The 14,932-nt window shown below is 65.0% G+C and carries 15 protein-coding genes; 11 read left to right on the forward strand and 4 right to left on the reverse strand.

From position 1 onward, the window contains the following. The first annotated feature begins 26 nt into the window (after window positions 1-26). The 3 genes from CIK76_RS01510 to CIK76_RS01520 all read left to right on the forward strand — a co-directional run bounded on the left by CIK76_RS01510 (window position 27) and on the right by CIK76_RS01520 (window position 3,034). Complete coding sequence (locus CIK76_RS01510; RefSeq protein WP_096283040.1) at window positions 27-854, forward strand: glycine betaine ABC transporter substrate-binding protein; 828 nt, start codon at window positions 27-29, stop codon at window positions 852-854. 67 nt (window positions 855-921) lie between these two features. Further along, entirely contained in the window at window positions 922-2,142 is a 1,221-nt protein-coding gene (locus CIK76_RS01515) for a pyridoxal phosphate-dependent aminotransferase (protein ID WP_096283041.1), read from the forward strand. Between the two features lie 28 nt (window positions 2,143-2,170). Further along, window positions 2,171-3,034 carry a PPK2 family polyphosphate kinase gene (locus tag CIK76_RS01520; RefSeq protein WP_096283042.1) on the forward strand — a complete coding sequence of 288 codons (864 nt, stop codon included), beginning with the start codon at window positions 2,171-2,173 and terminating at the stop codon, window positions 3,032-3,034. A 4-nt stretch (window positions 3,035-3,038) separates the two neighbouring features. Here the strand turns inward: CIK76_RS01520 and CIK76_RS01525 are convergent, their stop codons facing one another. From CIK76_RS01525 to xseA, 3 genes are read right to left on the reverse strand one after another with little or no spacing between them, the layout of a single operon-like run. Beyond that, window positions 3,039-3,689, reverse strand: coding sequence for a ZIP family zinc transporter (locus CIK76_RS01525; RefSeq protein WP_343252095.1), 651 nt, complete (start codon window positions 3,687-3,689; stop codon window positions 3,039-3,041). A gap of 59 nt (window positions 3,690-3,748) precedes the next feature. Continuing rightward, on the reverse strand, window positions 3,749-3,976 hold the full coding sequence (locus CIK76_RS01530) for an exodeoxyribonuclease VII small subunit (protein WP_096283043.1): 228 nt from the start codon (window positions 3,974-3,976) through the stop codon (window positions 3,749-3,751). Window positions 3,977-3,985: 9 nt separating this feature from the next. Continuing rightward, a complete protein-coding gene (gene xseA, locus CIK76_RS01535; protein WP_096283044.1) occupies window positions 3,986-5,254 on the reverse strand; it encodes an exodeoxyribonuclease VII large subunit in 1,269 nt (422 codons plus the stop codon). 373 nt (window positions 5,255-5,627) lie between these two features. Between xseA and CIK76_RS01540 the strand changes: the two genes are divergently transcribed. The 3 genes from CIK76_RS01540 (at window position 5,628) to ychF (ending at window position 9,048) form a co-directional block, all read left to right on the forward strand. Beyond that, complete coding sequence (locus CIK76_RS01540) at window positions 5,628-6,722, forward strand: SH3 domain-containing protein (RefSeq protein WP_176484048.1); 1,095 nt, start codon at window positions 5,628-5,630, stop codon at window positions 6,720-6,722. A gap of 99 nt (window positions 6,723-6,821) precedes the next feature. Beyond that, on the forward strand, window positions 6,822-7,916 hold the full coding sequence (locus tag CIK76_RS01545) for a 4-hydroxy-3-methylbut-2-enyl diphosphate reductase (protein ID WP_096283046.1): 1,095 nt from the start codon (window positions 6,822-6,824) through the stop codon (window positions 7,914-7,916). A 46-nt stretch (window positions 7,917-7,962) separates the two neighbouring features. Next, window positions 7,963-9,048 (forward strand): redox-regulated ATPase YchF, encoded by a 1,086-nt coding sequence (ychF, locus tag CIK76_RS01550; RefSeq protein WP_096283047.1) that lies wholly within the window; start codon window positions 7,963-7,965, stop codon window positions 9,046-9,048. Window positions 9,049-9,152: 104 nt separating this feature from the next. Here the strand turns inward: ychF and CIK76_RS01555 are convergent, their stop codons facing one another. Next, window positions 9,153-10,136, reverse strand: coding sequence for a hypothetical protein (locus CIK76_RS01555; RefSeq protein ID WP_141393428.1), 984 nt, complete (start codon window positions 10,134-10,136; stop codon window positions 9,153-9,155). A gap of 208 nt (window positions 10,137-10,344) precedes the next feature. Between CIK76_RS01555 and CIK76_RS01560 the strand changes: the two genes are divergently transcribed. The 5 genes from CIK76_RS01560 to CIK76_RS01580 all read left to right on the forward strand — a co-directional run bounded on the left by CIK76_RS01560 (window position 10,345) and on the right by CIK76_RS01580 (window position 14,042). After that, window positions 10,345-11,088: a class I SAM-dependent methyltransferase gene (locus tag CIK76_RS01560; RefSeq protein WP_172801974.1), complete on the forward strand. Its 744-nt coding sequence runs from the start codon at window positions 10,345-10,347 to the stop codon at window positions 11,086-11,088. Window positions 11,089-11,092: 4 nt separating this feature from the next. After that, a complete protein-coding gene (locus CIK76_RS01565; protein WP_096283049.1) occupies window positions 11,093-11,446 on the forward strand; it encodes a HigA family addiction module antitoxin in 354 nt (117 codons plus the stop codon). After that, window positions 11,446-12,267 (forward strand): alpha/beta hydrolase, encoded by an 822-nt coding sequence (locus CIK76_RS01570; RefSeq protein WP_096283050.1) that lies wholly within the window; start codon window positions 11,446-11,448, stop codon window positions 12,265-12,267. Before CIK76_RS01565 ends, CIK76_RS01570 begins: the two co-directional genes overlap by 1 nt. Window positions 12,268-12,312: 45 nt before the next feature. Continuing rightward, entirely contained in the window at window positions 12,313-13,386 is a 1,074-nt protein-coding gene (locus CIK76_RS01575) for an alpha/beta hydrolase (RefSeq protein ID WP_096283051.1), read from the forward strand. A gap of 263 nt (window positions 13,387-13,649) precedes the next feature. Continuing rightward, window positions 13,650-14,042: a VOC family protein gene (locus tag CIK76_RS01580; protein WP_096255885.1), complete on the forward strand. Its 393-nt coding sequence runs from the start codon at window positions 13,650-13,652 to the stop codon at window positions 14,040-14,042. Window positions 14,043-14,932 lie beyond the last annotated feature (890 nt).

The following is a 14,932-nucleotide window of genomic DNA, read 5'->3' on the forward strand; positions in this document are numbered from 1 at the left end:
ACCCGCTGGCCTAGAATTCAGGGGAGATGAATTTAGCTAAAACCACCACCGCCGGCGTGCTGGCCCTCGCCGCAACGCTGGCGCTGTCCGCCTGCACAAGCCAGTCCCCGGAGCCGGTCGAAGAATCCAAGGGGATCGAGCTCGCACTGTCCGCCGGGACGGACCCCACCCAACGCGCGCTGGGAAAGATCTATGCCGAGGCGCTGCGTGCGGCCGGCTACCAGGTCACCGAGCTCCAGCCGAACGCGGATCCCTACCAGCAGGTGCTCGACGGCAACGCCGACGTGGCCCTCGCCGAGTCCACCGCCGCCGAGCTGCGGGAGGCCACCTCCGGAACCGACGCGCGCAGCCTGGCCGCCAGCGGCGCCAATGGCTCCGCGGTGCTTGTGATGAGCGCCGCCGAGGCCAAGCACCACTCGGTGGATTCGGTGCCCAGCCTCGCCGCCGCCTGCCCGGAGCTGAGCTTCATCGGCGCCCAGCCGGCCAGCGACCCGCTAGTGGAAGCCCTGGAAGACGCCGGATGCGCCAAGCCCGAGGTGAAGACGGTGGCCGCGGAGCAGCTGCCCGGACAGCTGCGCGCCTCGATCGATCGGGTGCTGGTGCTCTCGGCCGCCGACGCGATCATCGGCGATGAGGGCTTCTATATCGTCCCGGGCAGCGCGGAGATCTTCGCGGACGCGCCGCTGGTGCCGCTGGCCGGTGCGGACCTCGACGAGCCGGCGCAAAACGTCGTGGACCAGGTCAGCGAGCAGCTGGACCAGGAGGCGCTGATCGGCATCAACCGGATGGTCACCGGGGCCGACGCGCTGGACCCGGAAACCGCCGCCACCCGGTACAAGCTGCTGAACAACTAACCACGGCGGGTGTTCATGCGCCGACAAGAAGGCGCGCGCCCCGCCCCAATCATGAGAAAGTGTACCCATGGCAGAATTCAAGCAATCCTCGAAGCTCCACAACGTGCTCTACGACATTCGCGGGCCACTGCTTGAGCACGCCCAGCGGATGGAATCCGAGGGGCACCGCATCCTGAAGCTGAACATCGGCAACCCGGCGCCCTTCGGCTTCGAGGCGCCCGACGCGGTGCTGGTGGACATGATCCGCAACCTGCCCAACGCGCAGGGCTACTCGGACTCCCGCGGCATCCTCTCGGCGCGCACCGCCGTCTCGCAGTACTACCAGACCCGCGGCATCCAGACCATCGGGGTGGACGACGTCTACCTGGGCAACGGGGTCTCCGAGCTGATCACGCTGTCGCTGAACGCGCTGCTGAACAACGGCGACGAGGTGCTGATCCCGGCGCCGGACTACCCGCTGTGGACCGCCTCGGTCTCGCTGGCCGGCGGCACCCCGGTGCACTACCTGAACACCGAGGAAGAGGGCTGGCTGCCGGACCTGGCCGATATGGAAGCGAAGATCACCGATCGCACCAAGGGCATCGTGGTCATCAATCCGAACAACCCCACCGGCGCGGTCTACCCGAAGCAGACCCTGGAGGGGATCCTGGAGCTGGCGCGCAAGCACAACCTGATCGTCTTCTCCGACGAGATCTACGAGAAGATCCTCTACGATGATGCGGTGCACATCAACACCGCGGCGCTGGCCGACGACGTGCTGGTGCTGACCTTCTCCGGGCTGTCCAAGGCCTACCGGGTCTGCGGCTTCCGCTCCGGCTGGATGGCCATCTCCGGGCCCAAGCACCTGGCGAAGGACTACGTGGAGGGCATCAACCTGCTCACCAACATGCGCCTGTGCGCCAATGTGCCCGGGCAGCACGCGATCCAGACCGCGCTGGGCGGCTACCAGTCCATCGATGACCTGATCCTGCCCGGCGGCCGGCTGCGCGAACAGCGCGACGCCGCCTACGACCTGCTCCAGGCGATTCCGGGGGTGAGCGTGCAGAAGGCCAAGGGCGCGCTGTACATGTTCCCGAAGCTGGACCCCGAGGTCTACCCGATGCACGACGACGAGAAGTTCGCCCTGGAACTGCTCAAGGCGCAGAAGATCCTGATCACCCAGGGCACCGCGTTCAACTGGCCGGCCCCGGACCACTTCCGCCTGGTCACCCTGCCGGCGGTGCGGGATCTGAAGGACGCGGTGGGCCGCATCTCGGTATTCCTCGAGGATTGGCGCGCCCGGGCCTAGGCCTAGGCCTGGGCGCTAAGCTGAAGCGATGAGCGAATATCCACAGAATCTGCTGGCCCAGCTTCGCGTGGTCGGCGAGGTCGACCTGTCCCAGCGCGCCACCGGCGAACCCGACTGGTGGCCGAAGGACGCCCCACGCAGCAAGCGCAAGGCGGCCAAGCGGCTGGAGGCCATCGCCGCGGAGCTCACCGAGCTGCAGGAGCGGCTTTTCGCCTCCGCGCTGCACGGTCAGCTGCGCGACTCGCTGCTGCTGGTGCTGCAGGGCATGGACACCGCGGGCAAGGGCGGGATCGTGCGCCACGTGATGGGCCTGTTCGACCCGCAGGGCGTGGACCACCACGCGTTCAAGGCACCCACCGACGAAGAGCAGGCCCACGATTTCTTGTGGCGCGTTCAGCAGCGTCTGCCCGGGCCCGGGATCATCGGCGTCTTCGACCGCTCGCACTATGAGGACGTGCTGATCCACCGGGTGCAGAAGCTCAGCAGCACTCAGCAGATCGAGGCGCGCTACCCGAAGATCGTCGACTTCGAGCACGCCCTGCACGAACGCGGAATCCACCTGCACAAGGTGATGCTGCATATCGGCCCCGCGGAGCAGTACGCGCGGCTGAGCGAACGGCTGGATCGCGAAGACAAGCACTGGAAGTATTCCCCGGCCGATGTCGAGGACCGGCTGCTCTTCGCCGAATACCAGCGCGCCTACGAGCTGGCCATCGAACGCACCGCGACGGTGGATGCGCCCTGGTATGTGATCCCGGCGGATCAGAAATGGCGGGCGCGGCTCTGCGTGGCGGAGCTGCTGCTGCACACCCTGCGGGAGATCGACCCGCTCTGGCCGAAGGCCGACTTCGACGTCGCCGCCGAACGCAAGCGCCTGGACGCGACCAAGTAGGAGCTCAGCCGACGGCATGCACCGCGAAGGCGGTGAGGAAGCCGGCGGTGGCGATCAACCCGGTGAAGTCGTGCTCCACGGCCCAGGCCTCGGGGATCATCGTATCGGCCACCATGGTCAGGATGCCGCCGGCGGCCAGCGCGATCGCGAAGGCGGTCCACCCCGGATCGGTGAGCGAAAGCAGGGCGAACCTGGCCCAGGAGGCCACCCCGGCGACCAGCGTCACCGAGCCCCAGAGCAGGAAGATGCCGCCGGCCTTCTTGCCCGCCTGCTTCTGCTGCGCCGTGCTGGCCAGCGCTTCGGGAATGTTGGAGATGAAGATGGCGACGAGCATCGCCGGATTCACCGCGCCTCCGGCGACCAGCCCGACACCCAGAGCCACCGATTCGGGGATGCCGTCGATCAACGCCCCGACGGCCAGCGCATTGCCCGAGGCCGAGGCGGAACCCGGGGCGCGGGAGCGCTTGGCCACGATCCGGTTCGCGAAGAAGTAGAGCAGCGCGCCGCAGATCAGCCCGAGCGCGGTGACCAGCAGCCCGCGCCGAAGGCCATGATCCCGGCCACGGCAGCCCGCGGAAGTTTCAGCCACCAGCCCGCCGCGGCGCCCAATAAAAGCGAGGCCCCGGAAACCAGACCCCAGATCAGTGCCCACCATGCCATGCTCATAATGCCCAGCGTAGCCAAGATACTGGCCGCTGGGCAGGCAAGAGCGGACTAGTCGGCCGAGTTTTCCACCCGGCGGCGGGCCTGGTCCAGGCGTTCGGAGACGCCGTTGAGCCAATTCTCGCAGTGCGCGGCCAACGCTTCGCCGCGCTCCCACAGCGCCAGCGAGGCTTCCAGCGGCACGCCGCCGGTCTCCAGCTGATTGACCACCGCCATCAGTTCTTCACGGGCCTGCTCATAGGAGAGCTGTGCGATATCTTCGGGGATTTGCTCGGTCATGGTCATTCCTTAAAGTGCTTCGGTGGCCGGTGCGGCCGGGAAAATTTCGTCGACGGTGGCGCTCAGCTTGCCGGCGGCCACGCGGATGCGCAGGCCCTGGCCGGGCTGCAGCTCCTCGGCGGTGCGCACCACCGTGCCATCGGCAAGCTGGGTGACCGAATAGCCGCGGTCCAGGGTCTGCTGCGGGGAGAGCGCACGCATCTGCGCGCGCAGATGGCCCAGCTCGTCCCCGGCGCGTTGCACCCGGTGGCGGATCAGCGCCATCGAGCGTTCCCGCCAGCGCCCCAGATCCTCGGCGCGCGCGTCGATCATGGCCTGCGGATTGGCCAGCACCGGGCGCTGGCGCAGCGCCGTGATGGTCTGCGCCTCGCGCTGCAGCAGGTTGTTGATCGCCCGGTCCAGGCGTTGGCGCGAGAGCTCGATGCCGGCGAACTCCTCGTTCAAATCCGGGACGATGCGCTTGGCCGCGTCCGTCGGCGTCGAGGCGCGCAGATCGGCCACATCGTCCAGGATGGGCCGGTCCGCCTCGTGCCCGATGGCCGAAACCACCGGGGTGGTGGCGGCGAAGACGTCGCGGATGAGTTCTTCGTTGGAAAAGGGCAGCAGGTCCTCCAGGGCGCCGCCGCCGCGGGCGATCACGATGACCTCGACGTTCGGGTCGGCGTCCAGCTCGGACAGCGCGGCACGCACCTGGGCGACCGCGTCGTTTCCCTGCACCGCGGTGTTGATGATGCGAAAGCGCACCGCAGGCCAGCGCAGCGTCGCGTTGCGCACCACGTCCTTCTCGGCGTCCGAATCGCGGCCGGTGATCAGCCCGATGGTGCGCGGCAGCACCGGCAGCGGCAGCTTATGCTCCATCGCGAACAAGCCCTCGGCGCCGAGGGCCTGGCGCAGGCGTTCGAGCCGCGCGAGCAGTTCGCCCAGGCCCACCGGGCGCAGGTCGGTGGCGTTCAGCGAGAGCCGCCCGGTTTTCGCATACAGGCTCGGCTTGACCCGGGCGACCACGCGTGCGCCGACCTCCGGGGTGGATTCCAGCTTGCGCATCACCGAGGACCAGACGGTCACCGAGAAGGAGTTGTCCGCGTCCACATCGCGCAGCGTCAGATAGCCGTGGCCATTGCGCACATTCGCTTCGAGCAGCTGGCCCTCCACCCAGGTGACCGGGGAGTTCTCGATGTGGATCTTCAGTTTTTCGGTCAGTATGCGCAGCGGCCACGGGTTTTCGGCACTGGTCTCCGCGGCCGTTGCCGGCATGGTGCGCGGCGCTTCTGGTGGCATGGGTCCTCTCCTGCATAACCGGGGCCCGTCCGTGATTAAACGTGCCGGTGGCTCATGAGAGACTATCGCACAATGCCGACGATTTGCCGGATTGCAGGGTGCCCGCCGGGGTGCGCGAGCGGCGGTGCCAGGGTCACAATCCGGGCAAAAAATGACGGATTTTCATGCCGCGCAGGCGGTGCGCGGCGCGTTTTTCAACGATTGGGATAATCCTGCCTCAAGCCGTTGTCCGCCTTCGGGCGGGGGAGGACACTGAGCGGTAATTGGGGAAAATTACATAGAGAGATGCAGAATCATGCGGTGGCCATTGGGGAAGAAAAATCTTGTTCGTTCGTCCACCGCGACCTGTTTGGCCTTGGGATTACTGGTGGGCATGGCGCCTCTGGCCGCCGCGGCGGCAGCCCCCGCGAGCGCGGCCATCGCTGTGGCCGCGGAGCTGTCCATCGACCTGCCGGCCAAGGTACGCACCACCGACAACCTCAATCTGCGCACCGGCCCGTCCACCGCCTATCGGATCCTGATCTCGATCCCCAAAGGCACCGCGGTCCCGGTCTCCGGGCGCGCCTCCAACGGGTGGTACAAGGTCAGCTACGCAGGGCATACCGGCTACGTCAGCGGATCCTACGTTCTCGCCGCCACGGTGCGCACCCTGGACAGCCTGAATCTGCGCAGCGGAGCGTCCACCTCGTACAGGATTCTGGTGACCATTCCGCGCGGGAGCACGATCCCGGCCTATGCACGCGCGGGCAACGGATGGTACAAAGTCAGTTATGCCGGGCGCACCGGCTGGGTCAGCGGTAGCTATGTCACGACCTATCCGAAGCCGCCGGCGGCCCCGCAGTCCACCGGCCCGAATCGGACCAGCCGGGTGGTGCTGACCTTCGACGACTGCCCGAGCAGCCTGAGCTCCTTCAACTCGGTCATTTCCTATGCGGCGACCAACAACATCGGCCTGGTGCTCGCTCCGACCGGTAATTGCCTCGGCTCCTACAAATCGCGCTACGGCGTGGACCTCGCGGCGCTGGCCCGGGCCAAGGGGCAATGGGTCATCAACCATTCGATCAGCCATCCGGACCTGCGTCCGCTGTCCTGCCTGCAGGCCGGCGCCCAATTGAGCGGCAGCGGAGTGCATACGAACTTCGGCCGGCCACCCTACGGCGCCATCGATGCCAGCGTGCGCTGCGGCTACGACAGCCGCGGCATGGGAATCTGGACCTGGACGCGGGACACGCGGGACTGGGAGGCGAAATCCAAGTCGATCACCGTGGCTCGGGCCGGCGCGGCAGTCCCCGGGGACACGGTGCTGATGCATATGCAATGGTACGGATTCTCACCCGATGCGCTGAAGCAGATCAAGGCCAGGCTGGCGCAGCGCGGGGTGAACGTGTGCCGTGCCTATCACGGGACCGATGGCGTCGGCGCCGTGGTGCGCACCCCGGTCAGGCTGCCGAGTTCCCTGCCTTGCTAGCAGCGATTACGGCCACGGAGGCAGATCTCACAGCCCGTTAAGGGTGGCGCGCATCATATGAGCATGCGCTAACTTGCGCCGGGTTCGTAGACTAGAGATATGGCTACTTCCACTTCTGTCCCGGTCTCGTTGCCGATCCCTCGGATTCCGCGTATTCGCCGCACTCCCGAGCAGATCGCCGCAGCCTCCTCGCAGGTCACCGAACGCAAGGTGCTGCTCGCCGCCCCGCGCGGCTACTGCGCCGGCGTGGACCGCGCGGTCATCGCGGTGGAGAAGGCCCTGGAGCACTACGGGGCCCCGGTGTACGTGCGCAAGCAGATCGTGCACAACGTGCATGTGGTCTCCGAACTCGAATCCCGCGGCGCGATCTTCGTCGAAGAGAACGAAGAGGTGCCCACCGGCGCGCTGGTGGTGTTCTCCGCCCACGGCGTCTCCCCGGCGGTGGTGCAGTCCGCCGAGGACCGCGGCCTGCGCACCATCGATGCGACCTGCCCGCTGGTCACCAAGGTACACCGCGAGGCCGTGCGCTTCGCGAAGAACGACTACGAAATCCTGCTGATCGGCCACGAAGGCCACGAAGAGGTCGAGGGCACCTACGGCGAAGCGCCGGAGGTCACCACCATCGTGAACAACCCCGAAGAGGCCGACACCGTGCAGGTGAAGGACCCGGACAAGCTCATCTGGCTCTCGCAGACCACGCTGAGCGTGGACGAGACCATGGAGATCGTGCGCCGGCTGCGCAAGCGCTTCCCGAACCTGCAGGATCCGCCCAGCGATGACATCTGCTACGCGACCACCAACCGGCAGGCGGCGATCAAGGAGATCGCCCCGAGCTCGGAGCTGGTGATCGTGGTTGGTTCGGCCAACTCCTCGAACTCGGTGCGCCTGGTCGAGGTTGCGCTGGATCACGGGGCGAAGGCGGCCTACCGGGTGGACTTCGCCAACGAGGTGGACGAGACCTGGTTCGAGGGCGTGTCCAGCATCGGCGTCACCTCCGGCGCCTCGGTGCCAGATGTGCTCGTCCAGGAGGTGCTGGCCCTGCTTGCCGACTACGGTTTCACCGACGTCGCGGAGGTCACCACCGCCCAGGAGGACATCATCTTCTCGCTGCCCAAGGAAATCCGCGGCAAGCTCAAGGAATCCGGCGACGACGCCCGGGCCCTGGGCGGACGGCGCTCCTCAGAAACCCGCTAAGCACTTCATTTTCCGCATCTCCTAAGCAAAGGTAGAATTTCCTCCCGTGGCTCTTACTATCGGAATCGTCGGACTGCCCAACGTCGGCAAGTCCACCATGTTCAACGCGCTGACCCGTGCCCAGGTACTGGCGGCCAACTACCCGTTCGCGACCATCGAACCCAATGTGGGCGTCGTTCCGCTGCCGGACGCGCGGCTGAAGGTGCTCTCCGGGATCTTCGGGTCCGAGCGCATCCTGCCGGCCACCGTGTCCTTCGTGGATATCGCCGGCATCGTCAAGGGCGCCTCGGAGGGTGAAGGCCTGGGCAATAAGTTCCTCGCCACCATCCGCGAGGCCGACGCGATCTGCCAGGTCACCCGCGCGTTCGTCAACGACGACGTGATCCACGTGAACGGCAAGGTCGACCCGGCCTCGGATATCGAGACGATCGCCACCGAGCTGATCCTCGCCGATATGCAGACCATCGAGAACCAGCTGCCGCGCCTGGAGAAGGAGCTGCGCACCAAGAAGATCGAGAAGTCCTTCGTGGACGCGGTGCTCAACGCGCAGAAGATCCTCGAAGAGGGCAAGACCCTGTACTCCGCGGCCAAGACCGACGGGGTGGACCTCGAAGAGCTCGCCCCGATGCAGCTGATGACCACCAAGCCATTCATCTACGTGTTCAACACCGATGAAGCCGGACTGGCCGACACCGAGATGCAGGCCAAGCTTTCGGCCCTGGTCGCCCCGGCCGAGGCGATCTTCCTGGACGCGCAGTTCGAGGCCGAACTCGCCGAGCTGGAAGAAGACGAAGCCGAAGAGATGATGGAAGATGCGGGCATCGTCGAGTCGGGCCTGGGCAAGCTGGCTCGCGTCGGCTTCGACACCCTGGGACTGCAGACCTACCTGACCGCTGGCCCGAAGGAAACCCGCGCCTGGACCATCAACAAGGGCGCCACCGCTCCCGAGGCTGCCGGCGTCATCCACACCGACTTCCAGCGCGGCTTCATCAAGGCCGAGGTTGTGGGCTTCGAGGACCTGGTCGAGGTCGGCTCGATCGCCAACGCCAAGTCCGCGGGCAAGGCGCGTATCGAAGGCAAGGAATACATCATGAAGGACGGCGACGTGGTGGAATTTAGGTTCAACGTATAAAAATGCCGCCTGAATAGGGTTTTCGTCTCTTCTGCCTCAAGCCGAGGAATTTGCCGGAGTTCCGATCTAGCGTGCGCAACCAGGCGAGTAAGTGCCTCAACCGCTTAGGTCGTTGGCATTCCGCGGTATCCAGTAGGCGTGACCCACACATGAGCGGTAACCACTTGTCGCCCGCTGTCTCGGGCGTTACGCAGAGACGGTACGTTGTCTGGATGGATATGCCCCCAAAGCACATCGTTAGTGTTCGCCGGCACTTGTCGCGTCAGCCGCTGTAAGGCGGCGATGCCCACACGTTGTCCGCGATGTGCTGAATTGAGGGCGATCTCCTGCATGCAGAAGCCAGTGAATCCGTAGGAATCATCACGCTCTGCGGCCACAATGCCCGCTGAGGTGCCACCCACGCGAATCTCGAAAAGTAGCCCTTCTTCCGCGGCATCCTCAAGCGACTCTGCGTCAGCCGGCACGGCCCACTGGCCCAGTTGCGGCCGTGATGGCTTTAGTGCTTCGTAGATTGCCGCGACGCGTTCTGCTGCTTCTTCCGGAGCGCAAGCAACGAGAGTCACATCGTCGTAGCGGTCGGCCAGAGGCTGCTCGCGCATCTCGGCTACGGGGCGTGCCACGATCAGCAGATCTGGCGTAGCTTGTCCAACATCCATACCCGAACCAGTGAGCGCTCGAAGTCGCTGTTCCGGGTCGGGTAGGTTGACGCGCATGCACAGCGGCGAGAAGGCGTCGAAGCTCGGCAAAACATCACCGAGAGCGGCAAATCCCAATGGTTCAGGCGGCAGTGATGTTGCGATTATGTCCACGAATGGCTTCTCAATGTCTCGCCCCCGGAACCGAATACCCGCAACGGCCCAATGTCCGTTCGGCAGTTCCACGCGTCTGTTCGCCCACGCGAGGGGGTCTTGGACGGGGAGCTGAACCATGTCCCGGATCTGGCCGCCCCACTCAGAATCTCCGACGAGGGCGAGGTTTGGCTCCAGCCATTCTGCTAGATTCGTCCGCCACTGTGGCGACCAGTTCTTGATCTGCGAGGAAGTCCATCGCTCGGCCGCTTCTAGTGCATGCGCATCAGGGGTAGTCATCCGGATGAGAATATCAGATATTGAGCATATAATCTGGCTGGTTCGCAGAGCGGCCAGGGAGCGTCTCGCCGTCTTGCGCAGCATCTAACTCGTGTCTGGCGGCAGAGGTTGGTATGTGCGGCGACGTGGTGGAATTCCGCTTCAACGTCTGACGTGTTCCGGTCGTTGAGCCGGCCGCAGGCGAGACGAAACGTACTATGCTGGCCTCATGATTGACGAGTGGCGACGCGTGTACAGAGAGTCGACGATGGTGGGCTGGGACTTCTCGACCCTCGACGGGCAGCTTAGCGCCGACGAACCGTGGTGGGACTTCGAACAGGATTGCTTCTCCGCCATTGCTTCTGCACGGCGGATTGCGGACCTTGGGACCGGTGGCGGTGAGAGGCTGCTGGACCTGCTGGGCTCGGACGACATCACGGGCAAGAGCATCATCGCCACTGAGGGTTGGGAACCGAACGTCGCGGTAGCGCACCGCGCTCTTGCCTCGCGGGGCATCGCAGTTGTCAGGTACGACTCTGAGCAGGACACGCGGATGCCGTTTGCCGACAGCAGCTTCGATCTCGTGATGTCCCGCCATGAGTCGATTGATCCGCAGGAGATTGCACGGGTGCTGGCTCCCGGGGGTCGATTGTTGACGCAACAGGTCGACGGGCATGATGCGGAGGAGGTCCACGAATGGTTCGGTCAGCCGTTTGAGTATCCGCATGTGACTTCGCGTCGCTTCGTCGATGACATTGAGACGGCGGGCCTGAATGTTGACGTCGTGGACGATTGGCATGGAACGATGGAGTTCGAGAGCGTGACGGCGCTGGTCACGTATCTTGCCTTGACTCCTTGGGATGCGCCGAACTTCTCCGTATCTGAGCACGAGGCCCAGCTGTTGGCGCTGGACGAAGATCGCCCGATCAAGGTGACTCAGCGGCGTTTCCGCGTGTACGCGACGAAGCCGTAGGCCGATGAAGCTGGAGGGTTGGGCCGCACACCGTCAACGCTCACGCAGCGCGGCGGGGACTGAGGCAGATCGGATCGAGACGATCCACCCGGGAGAGATCCTGATGGAGGACTTCATCGAGGGTTTCGGGATCACGCAAAACAAGCTTGCGGTGTCGATCGGTGTGCCCCCGCGCCGGATCAATGAGATCGTGCACGGCAAGCGCGGGATCAGTGAGGACACAGCTATCCGGCTCGCGCGCTACTTCGGCACGTCCGAGGAGTTTTGGATGAACTTACAGTCGAACTATGAGCTGCGGCTCGAGCGTCGAGCGCTGTGCGACATGGTCGCGGCGATCACGCCACTGCGCTTGACGTGATGGACCGCACAGTGCTGCGCCCCGACGGCGTCTGGATCGCGGTCACCGACCTCGGTGGCGATGGCCCCACCGTCGTACTGTTGCACGGCCTCGCGGGGAGTTCACGCGAACTGTTGCCCACGGCGCATGCGCTACCGGGCTATCGTGTGCTGCTCGTAGACCAGCGGGGGCACGGCGCGAGCACGCGGCTTCCCGATGATCTGTCGCGCGATGCGTTCGTCGGAGACGTCGTCGCAGTGATTGAGGAACTCGTCCCTGGGCGGCGGGCGACGCTTGTCGGGCAGTCGATGGGAGCCCACACCGCGTTCCTTGTCGCGGCGGCGAGGCCAGACCTGGTCGAGGGGCTCGTGATGCTGGAAGGGCACGTGGCGGGCAACGGTGATCCGGGAGAGGCTGCCGGACTCGGCAGCTACTTCGAGTCCTGGCCGGTGCCGTTCGAAGACGAAGCTGCCGCGCGGGGGTTCCTCGGTGATGACGCGATCGTCAATGCTTGGGTGGCCGACCTTCTTCAGACCGATGATGGCCTGGTGCCGCGCTTCGATGCCTCGGTCATGCAGCGCACGATCGAGGCCGTCCATGAGCCGCGCTGGCAGGAGTGGGAGGCTCTGCAGGTTCCGACGCTCGCGGTCTTCGCAAAGCATGGGATGTTCAGCGATGCCGATAAGGACGAACTGGTCCGGCGCAGGCCCGAAACGGAGAGAGTAGATCTGGCCGACGGCAGCCATGACGCCCACCTTGACGCCTTCGACGAGTGGACCGATGTGCTCCATCACTGGCTGTCCCGCGATCAGACCGGGCCGTTGCGACCCAGCGGTCGCTGAGGTTGGTCCGTGCCGGAACTTGGTGGAATTCAGGTTCAATGTCTAATGCAGGCTTCTGACCCACCTACCTGCGCATCAGTCCCTGACACCGGGCACTCCGGTAACATTGCGGGTATGAATGGGTCGCTTTCGAAGGGTCGAGCGAAGGTGCCACCGGCACGGACTGGCCGACTTGACTCCACGGACCGCCGGTACGAGCCTTTCGTGCGCCTCGTCCCTGCACCAGTGCGGCGGGTGGCCTCGTCGTGGAGGTGGGATGCGCCGGACGGGGGTGGTTCGTGGGACCTGCACATCGAGCACGTGGGTGCCCCGACGGCTTCGGTCCGAATGCTGCTGGACCATGGAGCGGGAGGGAACGCGGCGGCGATGTGGCCCTACGCTGCACACCTGAGTCGCCTGGGCGCTCGGGTTACGGTGGTCGATCTGCCCGGTTACGGGCGAACGATCCGGGTGCGGCGTGGACGCCGCAGCGTCAGTTATGGCGACTGGCAGCAGCTGCTCGTCGATCTCGTGGGTCGCGAGCATGACGAGCGGCCACTTGTCCTCGTCGGGGCGAGCATGGGTGGTGCCCTCGCGGTCGACACCGCTGCAGTGACCGGACTGGCCAAGCGGGTCATCGCGACCTGCCTGCTCGACCCGACTCGGCCGGGCATCGCTGCCGCCATCGTGCGAGCCCCGTGGATAGCGCGGCTGGGATTGCCACTGCTGCAGTTCGCCCGGGGGCCAGCGGCGAATCCACGGATCCCGGTCCGCATGCTGACCCCTATGTCTGCGATTTCGAACGACCCTGGCCTCAGTCATGCAGTGCTCACCGACCCGTGCGGCGGTGGTGGCGCGATGCCGGTGGGCTGGTACCGCTCGTTCCTCGAGGCAGGTCCGGCTATTCCACCCGAGCAATACCAAGGACCACCGGTCGTGCTGTTGCATCCGGCCGAGGATCGTTGGACTATGCCGGAGCTCAGCCTCGACTACCTTGGTCGGCTTCACGGCAAGACCCGGGTCGTGATGCTTCCTGGCTGCGGCCACTTCCCCCTCGAGGAGCCCGGCTTCCAGGTCCTCCTGGACGAGGTTTCGGATGAGATGGAACAGGTGCTGGATGACCAGCGGAGAGGCAGCTGAGTCGGCCATGCGCGGTGAGGGACCGTAGCCCTGAGACCGGTCTGGCCCGGTGAGGCGTGCATGCGTTCCCAGCCGTGGCGACGCCGTGGAATTTCGTTTTGCCGTATAACCTCTGGTTGCGCGTGGTGTCATGCGCTTCCTCTGCGTTTGGTCACCGCGTTGCTGCCCTTGTCCATGACCTCCCGAGTCCGCTCGTGTCGGTGGACAGCTGGATGACGACCCTGCGAGTCGATCCGCGAGACGCGTTGTCGTACGATTGAGCGGTGACGACTCCTATACGCCGCGAGATCGGCCAAGTCTTCATCCCGGTGCGGGACATCCACCGCTCTGCCGACTGGTACGGCAGGCTGCTCGGTGCGGAGGTGTCCCTGCCTTCGCATGACGACACGATCGTCGACGTCCCGATGGAACCGGGCCCCGGCCTTGCTCTGGACGCGAACGCGCCGTTCACGCCGGACGGTCCGCCACGCTTCTTCTGGTGGGCCGATGACCTCGGCGCAGTCGTGGCGCATTTGCGCGATCTCGGGGCCGAACTCGCCTCGGACGTTGTCGACATCGGGAGCGTGGCCTTCGTCCAGTTCCGGGATCCTGACGGGAACCTGCTCATGGTGTGCGCTCGAACGGAGGGCGACGAGTCCGCTCACACCGTTGTCTGACCGCCGGTGCGCGAAGGCGCGGCTCATCAGTTCTGGCCCGCACAACGACAGTGGCGGAAGAGATTGCTCGGTGTCGGAATGGGTGGAGTTCCGTTTCTCGAACTAAACCTTTGGTGCGCTCGCATTCACGGATCGAAGCCGACGCGCACAGCTTCGCTCGCTGTCAATAATCAGTACCGTGTCGAAGTCGGCGTAAGCCCTCTGTGTCAGCCTTGAGTGAGATCCCCGGTGACCCTCTGTGGATTTGTACCCCGGAGTTGCACCCTTACTGCACAGTGACAGGTTGGTATGTACCGGAACTCGGTGGAGTTCCGCTTCAACGTTTAATCCTGAGGTGCTTTTGCGCCCCCGGTTTCTTTTGAAACCGGGGGCGTTTTTGCATCTTGAACATGATTCATCGCCAAATAGCTCCGGAAGGAAAAGAAAGCTTCTCCAAAATAGCGATACCGTTCAAGGCACATGGGCCATTTTCGTTCAAGGACAACGCCGCAGGCAGGCGGCGTTACCCGGCCCCGTGTTGCGGCGAGCGAACGGACGGTCGCAAAGGCTGATCCGCGCGGCAATCCGGTCGAACTCTACTTTTCGCTCTAGCCCAGATTTTTCATGAGGTCTTTGACGGTCACCGAAATCCGATACCCAGGATTCCCGGTGGCCGTTTCTGATTCCGCCCATGCCAAAGAGCGCCCGTTGCACCGACGCTGAATGCCAGGCTCCACCTACCTGGACTGAAATGATCTTTCAAAACCAAAGAAACAAGGAAACACCACTGCCAATTCAAGCAGCCAGCTCACCGCGCCGCCACCGCTGAAACAACACGCCAACACCCTCGTTCAGTTGGCATAACAGTTGTGCTTCTGGTGCTCTTGCCGAGATCAACAGCCGGCGTTGCC

Source organism: Glutamicibacter sp. BW80 (assembly GCF_002332385.1).
Taxonomy (GTDB): domain Bacteria; phylum Actinomycetota; class Actinomycetes; order Actinomycetales; family Micrococcaceae; genus Glutamicibacter.